This window comes from Micromonospora tulbaghiae (genome assembly GCF_900091605.1).
Lineage (GTDB): Bacteria > Actinomycetota > Actinomycetes > Mycobacteriales > Micromonosporaceae > Micromonospora > Micromonospora tulbaghiae.
On sequence record NZ_FMCQ01000001.1, the window covers coordinates 830,196 to 850,849 of the forward strand.

General features: G+C 70.1%; 18 protein-coding genes, 1 tRNA gene and 1 pseudogene. 12 read left to right on the plus strand and 8 right to left on the minus strand.

Annotated features, from left to right (window positions below; genetic code table 11):
* Positions 1-12 precede the first annotated feature (12 nt).
* The 4 genes and pseudogenes from GA0070562_RS04035 (at position 13) to GA0070562_RS04050 (ending at position 5,038) form a co-directional block, all read left to right on the plus strand.
* Positions 13-1,494, plus strand: a complete 1,482-nt coding sequence (locus GA0070562_RS04035) for a DUF4407 domain-containing protein (RefSeq protein WP_091414950.1) — start codon at positions 13-15, stop codon at positions 1,492-1,494.
* Between the two features lie 11 nt (positions 1,495-1,505).
* A complete protein-coding gene (locus GA0070562_RS04040) occupies positions 1,506-3,083 on the plus strand; it encodes a hypothetical protein (protein WP_139135424.1) in 1,578 nt (525 codons plus the stop codon).
* Between the two features lie 142 nt (positions 3,084-3,225).
* A pseudogene (locus tag GA0070562_RS04045) lies at positions 3,226-3,861 on the plus strand (sporulation protein); the annotation flags it as partial.
* Positions 3,862-4,105: 244 nt separating this feature from the next.
* Complete coding sequence (locus tag GA0070562_RS04050; protein WP_091414957.1) at positions 4,106-5,038, plus strand: cation diffusion facilitator family transporter; 933 nt, start codon at positions 4,106-4,108, stop codon at positions 5,036-5,038.
* Between the two features lie 99 nt (positions 5,039-5,137).
* Here GA0070562_RS04050 and GA0070562_RS04055 read toward each other — a convergent pair whose 3' ends face one another.
* On the minus strand, positions 5,138-5,695 hold the full coding sequence (locus tag GA0070562_RS04055; RefSeq protein ID WP_091414961.1) for a MarR family winged helix-turn-helix transcriptional regulator: 558 nt from the start codon (positions 5,693-5,695) through the stop codon (positions 5,138-5,140).
* Positions 5,696-5,828: 133 nt separating this feature from the next.
* Here GA0070562_RS04055 and GA0070562_RS04060 point away from each other — a divergent pair, with 133 nt between their 5' ends.
* Entirely contained in the window at positions 5,829-6,761 is a 933-nt protein-coding gene (locus GA0070562_RS04060) for an NADP-dependent oxidoreductase (RefSeq protein WP_091414965.1), read from the plus strand.
* Positions 6,762-6,824: 63 nt separating this feature from the next.
* A complete protein-coding gene (locus GA0070562_RS04065; protein ID WP_091414969.1) occupies positions 6,825-7,913 on the plus strand; it encodes an alkene reductase in 1,089 nt (362 codons plus the stop codon).
* A 70-nt stretch (positions 7,914-7,983) separates the two neighbouring features.
* Here GA0070562_RS04065 and GA0070562_RS04070 read toward each other — a convergent pair whose 3' ends face one another.
* Positions 7,984-8,820 (minus strand): LLM class flavin-dependent oxidoreductase, encoded by an 837-nt coding sequence (locus GA0070562_RS04070; protein WP_091414972.1) that lies wholly within the window; start codon positions 8,818-8,820, stop codon positions 7,984-7,986.
* A gap of 920 nt (positions 8,821-9,740) precedes the next feature.
* Between GA0070562_RS04070 and GA0070562_RS04075 the strand changes: the two genes are divergently transcribed.
* From GA0070562_RS04075 to GA0070562_RS04085, 3 genes are all read left to right on the plus strand, one after another.
* Positions 9,741-10,037, plus strand: coding sequence for a helix-turn-helix domain-containing protein (locus GA0070562_RS04075; RefSeq protein ID WP_091414976.1), 297 nt, complete (start codon positions 9,741-9,743; stop codon positions 10,035-10,037).
* A 365-nt stretch (positions 10,038-10,402) separates the two neighbouring features.
* Entirely contained in the window at positions 10,403-10,606 is a 204-nt protein-coding gene (gene cspE / locus GA0070562_RS04080) for a transcription antiterminator/RNA stability regulator CspE (protein WP_043326981.1), read from the plus strand.
* A 357-nt stretch (positions 10,607-10,963) separates the two neighbouring features.
* Positions 10,964-11,039, plus strand: a tRNA-Arg gene (locus GA0070562_RS04085).
* Between the two features lie 274 nt (positions 11,040-11,313).
* Here the strand turns inward: GA0070562_RS04085 and GA0070562_RS04090 are convergent.
* From GA0070562_RS04090 to GA0070562_RS04100, 4 genes are all read right to left on the minus strand, one after another.
* Positions 11,314-12,552, minus strand: coding sequence for a Clp protease N-terminal domain-containing protein (locus GA0070562_RS04090; RefSeq protein ID WP_091414979.1), 1,239 nt, complete (start codon positions 12,550-12,552; stop codon positions 11,314-11,316).
* Between the two features lie 276 nt (positions 12,553-12,828).
* A complete protein-coding gene (locus GA0070562_RS04095; RefSeq protein WP_091414982.1) occupies positions 12,829-13,491 on the minus strand; it encodes a DUF6882 domain-containing protein in 663 nt (220 codons plus the stop codon).
* 109 nt (positions 13,492-13,600) lie between these two features.
* Positions 13,601-13,774 carry a hypothetical protein gene (locus GA0070562_RS30180; protein WP_013283846.1) on the minus strand — a complete coding sequence of 58 codons (174 nt, stop codon included), beginning with the start codon at positions 13,772-13,774 and terminating at the stop codon, positions 13,601-13,603.
* Between the two features lie 288 nt (positions 13,775-14,062).
* A complete protein-coding gene (locus GA0070562_RS04100; protein ID WP_254663719.1) occupies positions 14,063-15,148 on the minus strand; it encodes a family 43 glycosylhydrolase in 1,086 nt (361 codons plus the stop codon).
* Positions 15,149-15,377: 229 nt separating this feature from the next.
* On the opposite strand from GA0070562_RS04100, the gene GA0070562_RS04105 reads away from it, so the two are divergent.
* Positions 15,378-16,154: an HAD-IIB family hydrolase gene (locus GA0070562_RS04105; RefSeq protein WP_091414991.1), complete on the plus strand. Its 777-nt coding sequence runs from the start codon at positions 15,378-15,380 to the stop codon at positions 16,152-16,154.
* Between the two features lie 120 nt (positions 16,155-16,274).
* On the plus strand, positions 16,275-18,062 hold the full coding sequence (locus tag GA0070562_RS04110) for an adenylyl cyclase (RefSeq protein WP_091414995.1): 1,788 nt from the start codon (positions 16,275-16,277) through the stop codon (positions 18,060-18,062).
* A 47-nt stretch (positions 18,063-18,109) separates the two neighbouring features.
* Here GA0070562_RS04110 and GA0070562_RS04115 read toward each other — a convergent pair whose 3' ends face one another.
* Both GA0070562_RS04115 and GA0070562_RS04120 read right to left on the minus strand, forming a co-directional pair.
* Positions 18,110-18,700 (minus strand): ATP-dependent Clp protease proteolytic subunit, encoded by a 591-nt coding sequence (locus GA0070562_RS04115; protein WP_018788935.1) that lies wholly within the window; start codon positions 18,698-18,700, stop codon positions 18,110-18,112.
* A 126-nt stretch (positions 18,701-18,826) separates the two neighbouring features.
* Positions 18,827-19,468, minus strand: a complete 642-nt coding sequence (locus GA0070562_RS04120) for a helix-turn-helix domain-containing protein (RefSeq protein WP_091414998.1) — start codon at positions 19,466-19,468, stop codon at positions 18,827-18,829.
* Between the two features lie 155 nt (positions 19,469-19,623).
* On the opposite strand from GA0070562_RS04120, the gene GA0070562_RS04125 reads away from it, so the two are divergent.
* On the plus strand, positions 19,624-20,637 hold the full coding sequence (locus GA0070562_RS04125; protein ID WP_091415002.1) for a potassium channel family protein: 1,014 nt from the start codon (positions 19,624-19,626) through the stop codon (positions 20,635-20,637).
* Positions 20,638-20,654: the final 17 nt, after the last annotated feature.

Below are 20,654 nucleotides of genomic sequence, written 5' to 3' on the forward strand. Positions count from 1 at the left end.
GGACTGATACAGATGCAGAGATCCAGCACATTTCTGGCTCGCCTCGGCGGTGCCGACCCGGGCGTGCTCGCCCGCGCCAAGCAGATCAGCCGAGGCGGCGTGGCCAAGGACCAGGCCCGCTTCGTGGCGCTGGGACTCGTGCTGCTCGCCACTGCCGGCCTGGCCGTGGTGTCGATGGCCTTCGCGATGACCGACGGGCTGCGCGTCGGTGTGGCCGGCGCGGTGCTCATCGGCATCTTCTGGGGCGTGATCATCCTGGTCGTCGACCGTGCGCTGATCCTCAGTCTGAAGCCGACCGGCAGCAAGTGGTTGCTTTTCTGGATGGTCCTGCCGCGGATTCTCATGGCGGCTCTGCTCGGCCTGGTCATCTCGACTCCGCTGACGCTGCGCATCTTCGCCGACGAGATCGAACAGCAGATGACCCTCGACAACATCAGGAAGGCGGAGGGTGCGTCGATCGTACTGGCCGAGGGAAACCGCCAGAAGGAACTGGCGGATCTCAAAGGGGAGATCACGAAGTACGAGCGATACCTCGCCGGCGAGGTCGCAGTCAGCTCACCCGTCCTGGCCGCCGCCGAGGCGGAGCACAAGCAGGCTACGACCGACTACCAGACGAAACAGGCGAGCGCAGAGAAGGCGTGGGCTGCCTGGCGGTGCGAACTCGACGGCGAGCTCTGTGAAGCCGGCAGCGGCAAACGGGGCGACGGCCCGCGCGCCAGTGCGCTGCGGCGGGAGTACGACCGCAAGGAGAAGGACGCGACAGCGGCCCGGAAGCTCGTCCAGACGAAGCTCGCAGCCCTGGAGAAGGCCCGGGCGGAGTTGCGCCAGGACAGCAGTCGGACGGTCTCCGAGGCGCAGGACGAGGCCAAACGAGTGCTTCCGGGCCTGCGCCAGCAGCGCGACATCCTTCAAGCTGCGATCCAGAGTGACTTGGACACGAGCAACAAGGAAGCCGCCGACAACACCGGGCTGCTGGCACGCCTGGTCGCGTTGGCTCACCTGGGGGACGAGAACGGCTGGGCAAAGCTGGCTCATCTGCTGGTAGCCGCACTGTTCTTCATGATCGAGCTACTGCCTGTCGCGATCAAGTCGCTGTCCATTCTCGGTCCACCCAGTGCCTATGACCAGATCGACGAACTCGACACCAAGGAGGTCGTCAAGGCAGCAGGACGGCAGGAGTACATCGACAAGGATCTGGAGAAGCGCAAGAAGCGGATTGCTGAGGCGGTCCATGACGAGGTCGAAGCGGTGATGCTCGAACTCGCCACTGACCAGGTCGAAGCGTGGAAGCAGAAGGTGAGACAGATGTCTGTCCAGCCGCCCCGGAGCACCGGCAAGGGCAGTGGCCTCCTCTGGCCCGGCAACGGCCAGCCTGCACAGGCCACCGGATCGGGCGCGCCGTCGGCCCGGGCCACCGTCACGGGTCGACGTTCGGCGGCAGCGAGGGTCGCTGCCGCGCTGAACCTGCCCCCGTCGGCCAAGCGCCCGTCATGAGCTCCGTCGGCATGACCCCGTACTGGCCCGCGGAGGAGGACTGGGCCGGCTTCCTGGTGGTGATCGTTCCCGTCGGTCCGCTGCCGCTGCCCGCCGACGAACTGTGCCGGCAGGTGCAGGCGCAGATCGATGCCGACCCCGTACTCTACGACCTGGTCACGGTGCGGCTCGCTCCCCGTTTCAAGCTCACACCGGAGTGGGACCGCGCCTTCGTGAGGACTGTGGTCGAGGCAGCGATGCCGGCAGGCCACTTCTTCGCGCCGCGGGGCGTCATCGGGTTGGTTGTGGTGTCCGACGACCGGGAGAAGCTCCGCAACGTCTTCGACAGCCTGCGTGATCTGCCACCCAGCAGACGTCTGTGGGCGCGGATCTTCGGCACCGGCGTACGGGACTCCCGCAACGGCAGCTCGCCGACCGCCGCCGGAAGAGTCGCGAGCACTGTCAACACACTCATCGAGATGTACGACGAGCAGCCGCAGATCGCCCTGAACGAGTCAACGTTCCTCGATCGGGTCGGCGCTCTGATCGAAGAGGGTTACCTGACCCCTTCGGCGCTCGGTCCCGAGCCGTCCCCGGCCTCGGCTTCGGCTGCGGGGCCGGCGTCGGCTCGAGAGCGACCGGGGCCGGTCGTCGAGTCGCCGCGCGCCACCGCGTCGGTACCCGTAGTCGAACGGCGGCCAAGTGTCGTACCGGCTCCCGACCCGGTGCCGGCGGATGTGCGAACCCCAGCCGCCCGGAATGCGGGGGCGGCGAAGAAGCCCATGCTGGAAGCGGTGATGTACGACGGCTCCGAGATCGTGGCCGTGGACCAGCGCACACCGATCCAACGCCTGACCGGTCGGCAGCAGACGGATGCCGCCTGCATGGACGAGCTTCATCGGGGCGGAACGGCGGTCGGGCTCGTCCATCTCGTCTTCGTTCCGGACGACGGTGTCGTGCCCAGGCGGGTGACGAAGCGGCGCAACGAGGTTGCTCTGGAGCTCGATCAGCTGTTGGATTCCGTCGAGCTCGACGTGGCGAGCGGCCAGCCGAGCCGCATAGCAGTCGAAGTCCTCTCGGCGACCAATCCGTTGCAGAAACACGGCGTACTGCGCGTTGCGGGCACCATCACCGAAGTCGCGCTGCCAAAGGTGAAGATCGAGTACTTCTCGATGGCCGACATCGTCGAGCCGCTGCTCGACGCGGCGGGCCGAACCTCACGTGCACTACACGCCCGCGGAGTGCAGGTCGTCAGCCAACACTTCGTCTTCCTGGCTGCGATGAGGTTCCCGGCCGACGAGGCGACCGAGGACGACTGGGTCAGACTGCTCGACCACGGCCGAGTCACATGGGTCGACTTCAGCCCGACCGGAGGACGTCAGGCGCTGCACCCGATGCCGCCGTCGCCGTTCGGCCTGCATGTGCTGACCGACAAGGAGGACGTACTGGCGGTGATCAAGGAGCAGTCCGGAGTCATGTACCGGTATGCGCAACGGCTACCCACTCAGGCGGCTCCGCGCGACACGTCTGAGCGCGACGGACACGAGCCGATCGCCTCGACGGCCAGTGGCCGGCGCTGGTGGCGATTCGGCAAACGGCCGGGTGAATGAGGACCTTCCTCAACACTCGTGCCTGAGAGTCACCCCGTGAACGCACTCAGCTACTTCCCAGGTGGTGTTGGTAGCTTCCCGGGTTGACGGCCTCCATTATGGACGTCGTTGATCCCGTTGCGACACAAGGGATTCGCGTGACGGGCAGCATCTGCACGGCATGACGACGGGCCTGCGCACCGAGGTGGCGATCCGCGGCGCGGTCGACAAGGGCGACCTGGACCCGGTGTACGTGCACCCGCTGCCGGTGCAGGAGCGCATCCTCGAGGCGTTCGGCCGGCTCGGCTTCGGGTTCAAGGGCGCGGACCTGGAACGCGGGCACATCTCCGGGCTGCATCAGAGCCTGCCGTTCTACCAGGAGGTCGAGTACTACGCCGCCCCGCAGTACGCCCACGGCGTCAACGAGGTCGAGCTGACATTCGTCGCGAACGAGCACGGCGTCGACGTGGTGCTGGAGTTCGACAAGCGCGGCGGCCTGTTCGCCGGAGGCCACGACTCGTACGGCCGCTACCACGCCGATCGCGTCGACTGGGCCGCGCAGGTCGACAACTGGGTCCGCCAGGCCCTCGACGGCTACCCCGGATACGGGAACGCCGCGTACGGCCACCTCGGCGGGCACCACAAGGAGCACCACCGGGAGCATCACGGCGGCCCGGGCATGGGTGCGGTCGCCGCGGGCGTGGTCGGTGGTGCCGCCCTGGGCTTCGCCGGGGGCATGGTCGCCGACGAGGTCTTCGACCACTTCGGCGACGACGAGGGCGGCGACGAGGAGGCGTGAGCGGTGCCCGCCCGTGACCCGTACTTCCGCACCGCCAACGCCCTGGTCGCCCAGACCGGCACCAAGTAGCACCACCGCCGGCGGCCCGGGAGACTCCTCCGGGCCGCCGGACGTCGGCTCCAGCCGGTGTGGTTGGTTCCGGACGCTTCCGGGCAAGGGCTCGTCGGCACCTGTGTCGGCGGCCCGCCGGGACGCTGGCACACGAACCACCCACACCGCGACGTACGACGAGGGGAAACAGCCGATGGCGGCGGAGGGCAGCACCAAGGCCGTGGTGACGGCGCTGGTCGCGAACCTGGGTATCGCGGTGAGCAAGTTCGTGGCCGCCGGCATCACCGGGTCGGCGTCGATGCTTGCCGAGGGCGTGCACTCGGTGGCGGACTCCACGAACCAGGCCCTGCTGCTGGTCGGCGGCAAGCGCGCCCGCCGCGCCCCGACCGCGCTGCACCCGTTCGGCTACGCCCGCGAGCGCTACGTCTACTCGTTCATCGTCGCGATCATCCTGTTCACCCTCGGCGGGTTGTACGCCCTCTACGAGGGCTACCACAAGATCAGCGACCCGCACGAGCTGTCCTCGCCGCTGATCGCCGTCGCCGTCCTGCTGATCGCGATCGCCCTGGAGGGCTTCGCCCTGCGGACCGCGGTGAAGGAGGCGAACAAGGTACGCGGCAAGCGCAGCTGGGTCTCCTTCGTCCGCCACGCCCGCGCCCCGGAACTGCCGGTGATCCTGCTGGAGGACGCCGGCGCCCTGCTCGGCCTGCTGTTCGCCCTGTCCGGCGTGGGCCTGAGCGTGCTCACCGGGAACGCCCTCTTCGACGGCATCGGCACCCTGTGCATCGGCGTCCTGCTGGTCGTCATCGCCGTCGTCCTCGCCGTCGAGACCAAGAGCCTGCTCATCGGCGAGGCGGCCCTGCCCGAAGAGGTCACCGCGATCCACACCGAACTGGTCTCCACCCCCGGCGTCGACCGGGTCATCCACCTGCGCACCCTGCACCTCGGGCCGGAGGAACTCCTGGTCGCGGCGAAGATCGCCATCAGCACCTCCGACCGGGGAGCCGACGTCGCCGCCACCATCGACGACGCCGAGGCGCGGATCCGCCGGGCGCTGCCCACCGCCACGGCCATCTACCTCGAACCCGACATCGATCGGCAGCCCGCCCGCACCAGCGCCACCTGACCCGGAGGTTCGGGTCCGTGCCCGGGTCAGCGACGTCGGCGTAGCGCCGAGGGAAGCGGCGGGGACTGCACTGCCTTTGCGGGCTGACGGCGGAGCGGGTCAGTCGGCCTGGGCCGGTGTGTCCGGCGTGGACCTGGGGCGGCGCTTGCGTGGTGCGGCCGAGCGGGGCGGCAGCGCGCGCATGTGGTCGCGTACCCGGGTCATGATGTCGCCGAGGTGGCGCACGTCGTCGTCGGAGAGCGGGTTGAACAGCAGCAGCCGCGACACCTCGATGTGGCCGGGCAGGATCCGGCGGAACAGGGCGGCGCCCGCGTCGGTCAGGGCGACGAGGGTGGCTCGTTCGTCGCCGGGAGAGCTGCTGCGAGTGATCAGGCCGGCCTTCTCCAGCAGTCCGGCCTGATATGTCAGCCCGCTGCGGCTGTAGACCACGCCGTCGGCGAGCTGGGTCATGGTCAGCGGCGTCTCGGACCGCGCGAGGTTGGCCAGCAGTTGGAACTGCACGTAGCTGATGCCGCCCTCGGTGCGTAGCTGCTGCTCGACGTGGTGTTGCAGCAGGCTGACGGCCTCCAGGAGCGCGAAGTAGGTCTGCAGCTGTTCGGGGTGCAGCGGCGGCACCCCGTCGTCGCTGCCGTCCCCCGCCGTGCGGGTGGATGTCATGTGCGCACCTTACCTGCTTCGAACTCGCAGCATTGTGAGTGGTGTCACGCCTCGTCCGGCTTTGCTTCGAACTCGAAGCGACCTAGAGTCGAGTCATGCTTCGAGTTCGAAGCGATCACCCGAGGAGGACATCATGAAGGCAGTGCGCTACCACTCCCACGGCGGCAGCGACGTGCTCACCTATGAGGACACCGAACGGCCGGTGGCGGGAGCCGGAGAGGTGGTCGTCCAGGTGGCCGGCACCTCGTTCAACCCGGTGGACGTGGCGATCCGCGCCGGCTACCTGCGGGACGTCTTCCCGCTGACCTTCCCCCACACGCCGAACTTCGACGTCGCCGGAACCATCACCGAGGTAGGCAAGGGCGCCGGCAACTGGAACGTCGGTGACGCGGTCCTGGCGTTTCTGCCGATGGCCGCTCCGGGAGCGGCCGCCGAGTACGCGGTCGTCCCCGCCGATGCGCTTGCCGCCGCGCCGCGTACCGGCGAACTGGCCGACGCCGCGGCCCTGCCCTCCGCCGGCCTGACGGCCTGGCAGTCGCTGTTCGAACACGCCGGCCTGACCAGCGGGCAGCGCATCGTCGTCAACGGTGCGGGTGGCGCGGTCGGCGGATACGCCGTCCAGTTGGCCAAGCAGGCCGGTGCCGAGGTGACCGCAACCGCCAGCGCGCGCAGCCGCGACCGGCTGCTCTCCTACGGTGCCGACCGGATCGTCGACCACACCACCACCGCGCTCACCGACGTCGTGGCGGGCGAACGGTTCGACGTGGTGCTGAACCTGGCGCCCGTCACTCCCGAACAGGGCGTCGAGCTCGTGGATCTGGTCGCCGACGGCGGCGCCTTCGTGAGCACCACCGCTCCGGGCCCGGAGCAGCCCGGACGCGGCATCCGCACGGTACGGGTGTTCGTCCGCAGCGACGCCGCCCAACTCGCCCAGCTGGTGGCCCGCGTCGACGCCGGTGACCTGCGCATCGACGTCGGCCAGCGGCGGGCCCTGCGCGAGCTGGCCGCCGTGCACGACGAGTCCGAGGCCGGTCGGCTGGCCGGCAAGACCGTCCTCATTCCCTGAGTCACCCGCCCCCTTCGCGGGGCGTCTGCCACAACCCACCCCCTGTACGGAGGACAGATCACGATGACGACGGCATTCGAACCCGTCAGCCTCGCCGGCACCAAGCTGAGCAACCGGATCGCGATGGCGCCGATGACCCGCAGCCGCGCCTACGGCCCGGGCGCCGCGCCGACCGCCGACACCGCCACCTACTACGCCCAGCGCGCCTCCGCCGGCCTGATCATCACCGAGGGCATCCAGCCCTCGGTGATCGGCCAGGGCTACCCCAGTACGCCGGGCCTGCACAGTGCCGAACAGGTCGCGGCGTGGCGTCAGGTCACCGGCGCCGTCCACGCCCAGGGCGGGGTCATCTTCGCCCAGCTCATGCACACCGGCCGGATCGGTCACCCCAGCCTGCTGCCCGAGGGCCTCGTCCCGGTCGGTGCGTCACCGGTCGCCGCCGCCGGAAAGGTGTTCACCGCGCAGGGTCCACAGGACTTCGTCACCCCCCGCGAGCTGACCGACGCGGAGATCCTCACGACCATCGGCGATTTCGCCGCCGCTGCCCGCAACGCCGTTGCCGCCGGGTTCGACGGCGTGGAGGTGCACGGCGCCAACGGCTACCTGCTGCACCAGTTCCTCTCCACCAACGCCAACCAGCGCAGCGACCGCTGGGGCGGCACGGTCACCGGCCGAATCCGGCTGACCGTCGAAGTCGTCCGCGCGGTCGCCGACGTGATCGGCGCCCACCGGACCGGACTGAGGATCTCTCCCGCCAACCCGTTCAACGACATCACCGAGGACGAACACCGGCACACCTACACCGCGCTGGCCGACACTCTCGACCCGCTCGGCCCGGCCTACCTGCACATCGCCGAGGCCGACGACCGCGACCTCACCCGTGAGCTGCGCCGCCGGTGGGACGGCCCGCTGATCCTCAACCCGTTCACGCCCGGAACGGTCACCGGCCCCGAGCAGCTCGCGCTGATCGAGGAGGGCACCGCCGACCTGATCAGCTTCGGCGGCCTGTTCCTCGCCAACCCGGACCTGCCCGCCCGGCTCGCCGCCGCCGGGCCCTACAACACACCCGATCCGGCCACCTTCTACGGCGGCGACGCCCGCGGCTACATCGACTACCCCACGCTCGACGGCAGCCCGAGCGCGGTGAGCTGACCACCGCCGCCCGCAAGGCCTGCCCCGCCGGACGCTGCGGGCAGGCCTTGCCCGGAGCGACATCGGCCGGCTACCGCACCAGTGGACCGACCTGCTGTGCGGTGAACCGGACGAAGCCCTCGAGGTCGGGTTCGTCAGCGGTGGGCTGCAGGATCACGGCGTCGGCTCCGGCGTCCCGGTAGCGGTTCACGACAGCGGCGACGGCGGCTGCGTCGCCGGCCGCTGTGGCGTCCCAGCCGTCCGACTCGTCCCAGGACTCCAGCTCGCGTGCCATGCGTGCCTCGGCGTCGGGGCCGGTCGCCGCATGGACGTACACGGTGACGGCCTTGGCCGTCGACCTGACGGCGGCCACCTCCTGCGGAGGCGTGCCGGCGGTCAGCAGGATCCCGTCGGCGACCTCGCAGGCGAGAGCACGCGTCTTCGGCCCGGTCGCGCCGGCGTAGATCCGGGCCGGGCCCAGCGGCGGGTAGTCCAGCTTGACCTTGTCGAGCTTGACGTACCGACCCGACGTCGTGACCGTCTCGCCGGCCAGCAGCGCCTTCAACGCCTCGACGTGCTCGCGCAGCAGCGTCAGCGGCGAACCCACCCGCGCGCCGACCTGCTCCATCCAGTCCTGGACGCCGTGGCCCACGGTGAGCAGCACCCGGTCGGGGAAGAGCCGGTGCAGCGTGGCGGCCTCCATGGCGAGTGCCGCGACGTTGCGGAACGGCACCGGCATCAGCCCGATGCCCACCGCCAGCCGGTCGGTCCAGGCCAGGGCCGCGGCGGCGGTGGCGATGCCGCTTTCGAGGAAACAGTCCTCCCAGAGCCACAACTGGTCGAGGCCGGCTTCGTCGGCGGCGCGTGCGACCGAGCGGAGGCGTTCGGGTGGATTCTGGGGCCGGAACACCACACCGAGAGTCGTCATGACGGCCAAGCCTAGCCGCGGAGCGGCCCCGCCACCTGCGCTCGCTCGCGCTCACGGTCCGGCGCAGCCAGTGGCTGACCCGGAGGCAGATCAGTTCTGCGAGATCGAGAAGCCGAGAACCACCGTGGCCGGCACCACCACGTGTCCGGGAGCGAGTGCGTGGGGCCGTACCCGCCGGCGAGGGCCTCCGGAGAGCTGCGTCGTGGGCGGTGGACGCGACCAACGCGGGCCCGGGTACGTCGTCGACCGTGCGGCGGCCTTCATGGGCCGGTAGGTGGCATCGCATCGGGTCGTCGTCGCCACGGCTCGCGCCCTGCGACTCGGCGGACCAGTCATCCTGATGACCGTCGGCCAAGAAATCTAGGTTGGAACGACTAGACATCTTCCGGGCTGTGGCATACTCTTCTTCGAGTCGAGAGGAAAGATCCGTCAAGACGCAGACGGACCGTCCGGCCGTGAGGACACGACGGGCGGCTAGGAGAGGAACATGCTTCACCGTTCCTCCCGAGAGCAGTAAGAGCACGTCAGTCCCGGCGTGACATACGCCGGGGTGCAGGTGGGGCCAAGGCTCTTTCAGGGCTCCAGCTGATGTTCGCCGCACGTGTCGGGGCTGTGAAGTCGCGTGGGCTCCGGCGCCGGCAGACCGTACGACAGCAAGGGAAAGAAGTAGCAGAGGAAAGGGAGGGCCATACACCGTTGGATCGCCCGCCGTCGGCCGTCATGTCAGGCCGGGCGGACACCGCAGTTTCCATCGAACGAGAGGTGGTCTCCGGTCACGCATATGCGATCCTCGCGCCCGAAGCCGTCAATGACGGCTGGTGCGGATACGACAAGCCGACGTTCCGGTCGGTAGATGGTGTTCTGACCCGTAACCCTGGGCCCCGGCGCTTGTGCGCCGGGGCCCTCGACGTGGAGGTGACATGGGGCTAAACCCCGAAGACATGTTCGGCGATGAGAACTACCCGGCCTACACCATCGGGCAGGCCGCGGAGATGCTCGGCACCACGCAGGACTTTCTGCGTCGCCTGGACGAGGCGAAATTGATCAACCCGCACCGCTCCAGCGGCGGGCACCGCCGCTACTCCCGCTACCAGCTGCGCCTGGCCGCCCGGGCCCGCGAGATGGTCGACGGCGGCACCGCCCTGGAGGCCGCCTGCCGGATCATCATTCTCGAAGACCAACTCGAGGAAGCGCTCCGGCAGAACGAGAAGGAGTAGCCGGGGCCGCGGCGACAGGACTGATCAGCCCCACTTTTCGTCCGAGGTCGCCGGTGAGCGAGGAGCGGGCCGGTCCCTCAGGCGAACGTCTGGGTTCCCGCCTCGGTCCGGGCAGCCCGTCGAGGACGGTGAGGAAGTCGAGCTCAATGGCCAGGTCCACCCACCGCCATCGGATCGGCGGCGGATCATGTGCTACGGTAGCCGAGTTGCAGTTTTGATTTCCGTAGACGTTTTCCGGCGCCTGGTGGGACATCTGAAACCCATTCAGGCGCTTTTCGTTTTCGTGTCGTTTCGACGCGGGTGATCAACGCGGCGGCGTAAGGGTCCGCACAGTGCGGTCTCTAACAGCCTGCGAAGGAGCAGACATGACTACAGGTACCGTGAAGTGGTTCAACGCCGACAAGGGCTTCGGCTTCATCAGCCCGGACGACGGCGGCGCCGACGTCTTCGCCCACTTCTCCGCGATCTCGGCGAGCGGCTTCCGCAGCCTCGACGAGAACCAGAAGGTGGAGTTCGACGTCACCCAGGGCCAGAAGGGCCCGCAGGCGGAGAACATCCGCCCGCTCTGATCCAGATTTTCTGAACGGCGGCCCAACTGGTTCAGTGGGCCGCCGTTCGGCGTTTCATGCGCTCACCACGCCATCGCGAAAATCTATGATCGGCAAAAGGCCGGCCATCTCGGTGTGGAGCCGGCCCAGCACGAGCCGAGTGCCGCACCGCCGCCGCCCTGACGGTCGGGGCACGTACGGTCACGGCCAACCCAGGTCAACCGGCGCCAACGCGGGTCACTGCGGGGATCGCGGGTCGCAAACCGGGTTTCGTGTGCTCGGGCTGTGTTCCTGGGCTGGGAGAACGGCGGTCCGGTGAACGTGGGCCACTCCCTGCCACCTCAGGCGACCCCCCAGGTCGCTAGACTGTGCCCTCGCGCCCTCGTAGCTCAGGGGATAGAGCATCGGTTTCCTAAACCGTGTGTCGCAGGTTCGAATCCTGCCGGGGGCACCAGGTCAGAGCCTTGATCACCGCTGTTCCGCCTTTCCGAGCTTGCGTGCCCGCCGCGTGCCCGATCGCCTCGCCACCTTCGCTCGGCTCGCGTCCAGGTGCTGGGCGACCTCAGCGTCCCGACCGTCGACGGCGCGGGCGTAGTGGCGAGTCGTCACGCTGGCGTTGGCGTGCCCGAGCCGGCGGGCAGCCACCAGGACGCCATGCGAGTCCGCGACCCGTCTCGCGTACGTGGCCCGCAATCGCGAGGCGTCACGTCGACCAGCCGACGCTGGTGTCACTGGCCGGCCGGTGACTGCCAAGCCGCAGGTGCAGCACGAAGGTCTTGCTCGACCCGCGCTCGTACCGCCTCCGGGTTGACGTTGAGGTCGCGCAGAATGGCGGCGCCGTCGCCGGCATCGTCCTCGATCAGCGCAAGCAAGAGGTGACTGGTACCCGTGTCGGGGTGCCGGTAGGCAAGCGAGATCTCCATGGCCCGTGCCATCGCGGTGACGACGTCGGTGCCCGTGAACGGGTCGCCTGGGCGCTGACTGCTCAGTTGCTTGGTGAGCACCTCGGCCGGTGGCTCCTCGGGCCCGCCTCCGGATGCGGCCAGCGCACGGAGGCGGTCGGCATCGACACCGTGGGTGCGTAGGACGCCCGCACCTCGGTTTCGGCTGGAGTGAGTGGCCGGCACCCGGAGTCGGGCCGCTGCGAGCGTGGCGTCATGGGTGAGCATCGCGAGCAGGATGTGCAGTGGGCCGATCACGTCATGGCCGAGCCGGACTGCTTGGCGTCTCGCCTCGACGTCGACCCCCACGAGGATCGGGCCGAGGCGGCTGAGTCGAGACGCGCGCGCGAGAATCCGTCCCGCGACTCGGCCGAGTAGCGACCCAGAACCCGGCCGGATCGCCGACCTCTCGTCGTCGAGGTCCGGATAGGACTCGTCTGTCCTGCGCAGCGTCGGCTCGGTGCGCAACCGGTCAATGGCCGACAGCCGCGCGTACTCATAGGGGAAAACGTATTGGGTCCCGTCGCAGTCAGGCAGCTGCAGCATGCCGAGCACGAGATGGGACAGGCCGGCGAACGGTACACGGTTGTCGCGCGCGACGTACAGCGCGCCGGCCAGGGCCATACGAACGCCTGGCGTCCATCGTGGGCGAGGGCCCGCGTCCTGCACGTCAGACTTTCTGAGCCTCCTGTCCGGCTGGCGGTGAATTCTCCACTCGACCTCGCGCAGAGTCGCTCGCACTTCCTGGTCGAACTCGCTGACCGGCTCGGACACCAGCTCTCTGACTGTTCGCCTGGCTGGAATGCGGCGCGGATCGGCAACCATCCGCGTGAGGTTCGCACCGTTTGAACCCGCAAGCAGCCACGGCGGGACCGACTTGGCGTACAGCGCCACCCGACACAGCAGGTCGAGGGTGCCGACGCTGCTCGCCCCACGCCGGACCGCCGCTGAATACGCCTGTAGCAACACCCTCATCGGCATCGCTCCCAGCGCGACAAACGGCGGCTGCACCTCTTGCGGCGGCATCGCTCCTCCATACCCGGGACGCGATGGCGCGTCCACAACTGAAGGACGTGATGTTCCCTCTGCCACGGAATGTAGAACGGGCCCGCTATCAGCCCGGTGAAGGGGTGGCAGAGCTTCCGATTGAGCGCCTGACCCCGCTCTACGTCCGCCATCCAGCTCGTGCCCCTCGCGTGCAAGATCTGGCGGATGCAGCGGGCGAACGAACCTCAAGCCCGCGCGGCTCACGTCCGGTGGAACCGCGGAAGCGCTTGGCTTGTAGCTGGCACCAGATCCCGCCTACGGGCTGACCGTTCCCGACAGGTTGCTGACCCGGCCCATCGCGTCGAAGTCGACACGCAAGACCGAGCCGCCACGATCCTGTGCCGTCACCGACATGGGCGCCCGATCCAACCGCCACCCCTGCTGGTGCAGGAACGACTCGACGGCGACGCGGTGCTCCACCGGGAAGGACTGAAGCACCTGCGTCAGTACGGTCAGCACCCGCTCCGGCCGGACCGGCGCGGTGATCTGTGGCGGGGCGTCGTCGAGGTGGAAGAAGACCGCGCCGCCGTCGTACGGTCCGCGGTAGTAGCAGCGGCCGGTCAGGCCGGACGCCAGCAGGGCGAGGCGGTGTCCGTCGGCGCGCTGGAGCGGGAACGTGGGCGCGGTGAGTTCGGCGACGCCCTGGCGGTGTCCGTACTCGCGGACCCAGCCGGCGAGATGGAGCAGCGCCGGCGGGAGGTTGCTGGCCTCGTTGGCCCAGGCCCACAGCCAGGTGCCGTCGTCGTGGCTCTCGGTGCCGAGGAGCTGGATGCGGTACCGCAGGTCGTTCCCGAACGTCGCTGTGCCGTCGGGCAGGTCGAGTTGCCAGTCACGTTCGCCGAGCAGGTCGGCCAGCGCCAGTTGGCGGGCCAGGCCGGTGCCGACATGTTCGGCGAAGAGTCGTTCAAACGTCGGCATCGCCGCAGTGTGCCAGACCTTTCAGCGCGGGACGGCCCCGCGTCTGGCCAGGCCTTTCCGGACGGGACGGCCCCGCGTCCGGCCGGAGCCGGAGCGCGGGGCCGGCGGGTCAGCGGACCAGCGCTGCCACCAGCGTCCCGATGCAGGCGACGACGGCGGCGATGATCGGACTGAGCGTCTTGATGTACGCCAGGATGAGCCGGTGCCGGTCGGTCGGCTCGGCAACGGTTTCGTCCTCGTCCTCTGGTGTCTCGAAGTCTGACCCGTGAGGGATTACAGTCAACGTGACTCCTTCCGTTGCAGCGGTGGAGTCGAATGCGGCGTCCGGTGGCAGCCGGGCGCCGCCCTCTGTGTGAGGCGGCGCGTTACCGTTCGACGGTTCGAGCATCCTCCCGGCGGACAGCTAGCACAAGAGTGGGCATTTCACTGTCGGGTACCTGACAAGCAGATGCATCGCATCGAGAAAATTTCGGTGCCATCTCTTGCCAAATGCAATTTTCCGTGAAGCAGTTCAACCGAGCGTGACCACGTCGAAGCGCATGGTGAGCAGGCGTGTCGTCAGGCGCGCCGGCTACGAGACGAGGAAGCCGGTGGACGGGCGGGTCAGGACGCCGGTCATCGGGAAGCGGGTGGAGCCGTTCCACCAGTGCCACACCACGCGCTCGCTGCCGTCGGCGGCGGCGAAGACGTCCATCCCGCCGGGGCCCTGGTGGTTGCCGGGCAGGCCGCGGATCGGGTTGAGTCCGGCGCTGCCGGTGAATCCGAAGAAGGGCCGGGACACGCCCTCGCGGATGGGGGTGCAGCGGGAGCCGGGCAGGGGAGTGGCGCCGCAGCGGGCGATGCCGGTGGCGTAGCGCGCGCTGTCCCAGTTGTTGCCCGAGTACATCAGATACCAGTCGCCGTCGGCGGCCTTCCACATCGACGGGTTCTCGACCACGTGCGTACCGCCGCTGGTCTTGGCGGTGTCCCAGGTGATGTCGGTGCTCTTGAGCATGTCCCGGCGGGTGTCCCAGATCGCGCGGCCCTCGCCGTCGGTGCGGACGGTGGAGATGCCGGTCTCGGCGCCGGAGGCGATGGCGTCGTCCCGGTAGGTGACGTACAGGTTCCCGCCGGCCACGAAGGGGTTGGCGTCGAGCGCCCACCGGCCGGCGTCCGGGCAGGCCCATTCGCCCTGGTTCTGGAAGGGGCCGCGGGCGCTGTCGGAGATGGCGCGGCCGATGCACTTCTGGCCGGTGCCCTTGCGGGAGGCGGTGTAGAACATGAAGAACCGGCTGCCGAAGCGCGCGACGCCCGGTGCCCAGATCGCGCCGCCCGGCTCGGCCCAGGCGCCCGGGCCGGACGGCAGGGCGTCGTGCGAGGCGCAGTCGGCCATGCCGACGCTGTTGCCGGAGCCGTGGACGAGGACCGGTACGTACAGCCTGCCGGTGGCGCCGCAGCGCGCGCCGGTCCCGGCGCCGACCGTGGTGCCGTAGGTGACGTACGAGCCGTCCTTCGCCAGCAGGGTGTCCGGGTCGGCGAGCGGGAAGGTGGACGAGCTGGCCAGCGTGGACAGGTCACCGGCGGGTGCGGCCCCGGCGGGCGCCACCGCCGTCGCGGTCGCTACCAGGGCGGTGGCGGCGAGAGTGACGAGCCCTCCGCGCATGCGTAAGAATCTCACCGGCGCTCCTTCATCGATGAAAGTAATTGTCGGCCGAAGGCTATCGACGGTCGACAATCCCGTCAACGGGGGGAGCGGTGACGCCGAGAGCGGGAAGCGGGGCCGCCCGGAGACCTGCCGCGTTACGCTCCGTCGAGGGAACGTGTCACCCGCCGGGCCCTCAGGCCGGTGCCAGAACTCGTCGGTACCCTGGCAGGTCCTGGCCTGTCCGCGACGACATGAGGTATTCGTGAACGATCTTCGAGTGGTGGCGTTCGATCTCGACGACACCCTGGCGATTTCCAAGTCCCAGATCGATCGTCGGATGGCGGAGTTGCTCGGCCACCTGCTCACCGAGGTGGACGTACTGGTCATCTCCGGTGGCCGGTTCGAGCAGTTCCAGTCGCAGGTGCTCGCCCACCTCGACCTCACCGAGGAGCAGCGCGACCGGCTGCACCTGATGCCGACCTGCGGCACCCGCTACTACCGCTGGTCCGACGGGGACTGGCGGCAGGTCTACGCCGAGGATCTGACCGAGGCCGACAAGGCCCGTGTCGTCGCCGCGCTGACCGAGTCGGCACAGGCGCTGGGTCTGTGGGAGGCGAAGACCTGGGGCGACATCATCGAGGACCGGGGCAGCCAGATCACGTTCTCCGCGCTCGGGCAGTCCGCCCCGCCGGCCGAGAAGTACGGCTGGGACCCGGACGGCGACAAGAAGCGGCGACTGCGGGACGCGGTCGCGGCGAAGCTGCCCGACCTGGAGGTCCGCGGCGGCGGTTCGACCTCGATCGACGTCACCCGCAAGGGCGTGGACAAGGCGTACGGCATGCGGAAGCTGCTGGAACACCTGGACCTGAAGACCGACAACGTGCTCTTCGTGGGTGACCGCCTGGACGTGGGCGGCAACGACTACCCGGTCAAGGCGATGGGCATCCGCTCCGTCGCGGTCACCCGCTGGGAGGAGACCGCCGACTACGTCGAGAAGCTCGTCGACGACCTGGTGAAGCAGCGCGCCGAGCGCGCCTGAGCACAGCCCGACCCAGAGCCCGCCGGTTCCGGAACCGGCGGGCTCTGGCGGTATCGACGGTGATGAGGTAGGAACAGCCGAGAGAGCGCTCTCCCGTCCCATCACCGAACAGGCAGGCAGATGCGATCACCCGACCCCTCCCGCCGCCGTTTCCTCACGCTCACCGCCTCCGCGGCCTCGCTCACCGCCCTCGGCCTCCCGGCCGGCGCCGCGGCCGCGTCCCCGGCCGCGCGCCCCGCCCGTGAGCCCGACTTCGGCCCGAACGTCTTCGTGTACGACCCCAGCACGCCGGTCGAGGAGATCCAGTCCACGCTGGACCGGTTGTTCACCGCGCAGGAACGCAACGAGATGGGCTTCGACAGGTATGCCGTGCTGTTCAAGCCCGGCCGCTACGAGGTGGACGCCCGGCTCGGCTACTACACGACGGTGGCCGGTCTCGGCGTCCACCCGGACGACGTGGAGATCCACGGCGCGGTCCGGGTGGTCGGCCAGCCGGACCCGAACTCGCCCGCCGGCATCTCCGCGCTCACCAACTTCTGGCGCTCGGCGGAGAACCTCGCCGTCACCCCGACGGACTGGTCGAACCAATGGGCCGTCTCGCAGGCGTCACCGATGCGCCGGGTGCACGTCAAGGGCGTGCTGTGGCTGGAACCCGGCAACGGCGGCTACTCCAGTGGCGGCTACATCGCCGACTCCAAGGTGGACGGCATCACCATCAACGGCTCCCAGCAGCAGTGGCTCACCCGCGACAGCGAACTCGGCGGCGAGTGGACCAACGGCGTGTGGAACCAGGTCTTCTCCGGCGTGATCGGCGCTCCCGCGCAGGGCTTCCCCGACCCGCCGTACACCACGCTGCCGACCAGCCCGGTCACCCGGGAGAAGCCGTACCTGTTCGTCGACGCCCGTGGGGCCTGGCGGGTCGCCGTACCGCGCCTGCGCCGCGACACCGCCGGCACCACCTGGGCCACCGGCGGCGCGCCGGTGCCGTCGCTGCCGCTGTCCGCGTTCTTCCTGGCCCGGCCCACCGACTCGGCGAAGCGGATCAACGCGGAACTGGCCCGGGGCCGGCACCTGCTGCTGACCCCCGGCGTCTACCACCTGGACCGGGCCCTGCGGGTACGCCGCCCGGACACCGTCGTGCTCGGCCTCGGCATGCCCAGCCTGGTGCCGGACCGTGGGGACGCGGCACTGCGGATCGAGGACGTGGACGGGGTACGCGTCGCCGGGGTGCTCGTGGACGCCGGGCCGGTCGAGTCGCCGGTGCTGGTCGAGGTCGGCACCCGGCACTGCCACCGGCCGCACGCCACGAACCCGATCTCGCTCCAGGACGTCTTCTTCCGCATCGGCGGCCCGTACGCCGGGCGGGCGGTGACGAGCCTGGTGGTCAACAGCCGGCACACGCTCATCGACAACATCTGGGCCTGGCGCGGCGACCACGGCCGGGCCGGCACGATCGGCTGGACCGTGAACACCGCCGCCACCGGCGTGATCGTCAACGGCGACGACGTGACCGCGTACGGGCTGTTCGTCGAGCACTACCAGCGCTGGCAGACGATCTGGAACGGCGAGCGCGGCCGGACCGTGTTCTATCAGAGCGAACTGCCCTACGACCCGCCGAGCCAGGCGGCCTGGCGCAGCCCGACCGGCAACGGCTGGGCCTCGTACAAGGTGGCCGACCACGTCCGCACGCACGAGGCGTGGGGACTCGGCGTGTACTCGTACTTCAACCAGGGCGTGGACATCCGCTGCGACCGAGCGATCGAGGCGCCGCGCCGGGCCGGGGTGCGGTTCCACGACGCGATCACCGTGTTCCTGGACGGCAGCGGCGGCATCGAGCGCACGATCAACGAGGTCGGCACCCCGGTCGTCGGCTCGTACGGCACCAGCCCGGTGATCGCCTACCCCTGACCGCGAGGGCGGCCCGGCCGGTGCGGGACCGGCCGGGCCGCGCCCGCTCACGCCGCGAGCTGGTCGACGCGGGTGAGCACCTGGTCGACGAGGCCGTACTCGCGGGCCTGCTCGGCGGTGAACCAGCGGTCCCGGTCCCAGTCGCGCTGGATCTCCTCCAGCGTGCGCCCGCTGTGCCGGGCGATCAGCTCCTGCATGGTGCGCTTCACGTGCAGCATGTTCTCGGCCTGGATGGTGATGTCCGCGGCCGTGCCGCCCATCCCGCCGGACGGCTGGTGCATCATGATCCGCGAGTGCGGCAGCGCGAACCGCTTGCCCGCCGCCCCGGCGCAGAGCAGGAACTGCCCCATCGACCCGGCCATCCCGAGCGCCAGCGTCGCCACGTCGTTCTTGACGTACCGCATGGTGTCGTAGACGGCCATCCCGGCACTCACCGAGCCGCCGGGCGAGTTGATGTAGAGGAAGATGTCGCGCTCCGCGTCCTCGGCCGCGAGGAGCAGGATCTGCGCGCAGATCTGGTTCGCCGACGCGTCGGTGACCTCGGTGCCCAGGAAGATGATCCGCTCCTTCAGCAGCCGTTCGAAGACCCGGTCGCCGAACGCCGGCTGCCCCTCGTCGAGCATCCAGATGCCACCCATCGCCGCCCACCTCCGTGCCGCCGGTGGGCGGGGGACCGCCCGGGAACCCGGCGGTCTCCAGCGTCCGCCGGGCGCACCCACGCGGCCCAGGCTTTCTGCCGGGGGCAGATTCGCCCTGGGCAGAAGCTACGCGGCGACCGCCCGCCGCCGGCCGACACGGGCCCGCCGCCGGGCCAGCGTGACGGAGGTACGCGGACGGGGGCGGACGGCCGGGACAGAGGGAGCCGGCCAGATCCGGATGCCGCCGGCGAACCCGATCGGCGTGGCGGCGTCGAGGGCCGGCCCGAGCGGCGCCGGCCCGAGGTCCACCGGCCGCAGCACGCCGCCCAGCAGCGGCGTGGCGGTGACCGGGCGGCGGGCGACGTGCGGCCGGAGCGAGACAGCGGGCCGGCGGGTCAGGGGCGGTCGGGGTGACACGGCCGGGCGGCGCGTGACGGACAGCCGCGGCGGCCCGACCCGCAGGTGCGGCCCGGTGCGCGCGGTCGGAACCCGGTCGAACCGGGCCGCCGAGATGCCGGGGCCGACCGGCGTCGGCCGCTCCCGGCGCAGTTCGTCGCGGGCCTCCTCGAGCAGGTCGGCGAGGTGGATCCCGAGCGCGCGGCAGATCGCGGCCAGCACCTCGGAGGAAGCCTCCTTGCGCCCGCGTTCGACCTCGGAGAGATAGGGCAGGGAGACGCCGGCGGCCTGGGCCACCTCGCGCAGCGTGCGGCCCTGGCGCAGGCGGATGCGCCGGAGCACCCCGCCGATCACGCGTCGCAGCAACGACATGCCGGCCTCCTCGCGGTCACCGTCCCGGACGTCCCCATCATGCCCCGTCCACGCCTCCGGCAGCGGCCCCGCCGGGTTCGGATCGTCACCCGGCGGGCCGGATTCCCGCGTACCCGTTATCTTGTGGGCGTGCAGGTGGCGGAGCAGGACCGACGGTGATCCATTTTCCCGCGCAACGGCGGGGGCCGCTGAGCGCGCTGAGCCTGCGCCTGCTCGCCGCCCTCGGCCTGGTCTTCGCCACCGTGGCGGTGGTCTGGCTGGACCGCGACGGCTACCGCGACGTGGACGATAGCGGCCTGACCCTGCTCGACTGCTTCTACTACGTGGTGGTCTCGCTCTCCACCACCGGGTACGGCGACATCACCCCGGTCAGTCCGTCGGCGCGGCTGGCGAACGTCCTGTTCATCACCCCCGCCCGGGTGCTGTTCCTGATCATCCTGGTCGGCACCACCCTGGAAGTCCTGACCGAGCAGTACCGCACCGGCCGTCGCCTGTCGCGGTGGAGGAGAACCGTGAAGGACCACGTCATCATCTGCGGCTACGGCACCAAGGGCCGCAGCGCGGTCTCCGCCCTGCTGGAGAACGGCACGGACAAGTCCAAGATCGTGGTGGTCGAGCGGAGCGGGCCGGCGCTGCGGCAGGCCACCTCCAACGGGCTGGTGACGATCGAGGGCTCGGCGACCCGCTCGTCGGTGCTGGAGCAGGCGCACGTGCGTACCGCCAAGGCGGTCATCATCGCGACCGACAGCGACGACGCCTCGGTGCTGGTGGCGCTCACGGCCCGGCAGCTCACCGCCGGCCAGGTGCGGATCATCGCGGCGGTACGCGAGGCGGAGAACGCGCCGCTGCTCAAGCAGAGCGGCGCGCACCACGTGATCGTCTCGTCGGCCACGGCCGGGCGGCTGCTCGGCCTCTCCACCTCGGCCCCGCCTTTGATCGACGTGGTGGAGGACCTGCTCACCCCGGGTCAGGGCATGGCGCTGGCGATGCGGTCGGCCGAGCGCGCCGAGGTGGGGCGTTCGCCGCGTGAGCTGGAATCGCTCGTCATCGCGCTGGTCCGCCGGGGCAAGGTGGTCACGCTCAACGATCGTGCCGCCGCCGTGATCGAGACCGGCGACATGCTCGTCCACGTCCGGGACGACCGGCCGCAGGCCACCACCTCGATCTGACCCGGCCCCGCCGGGCC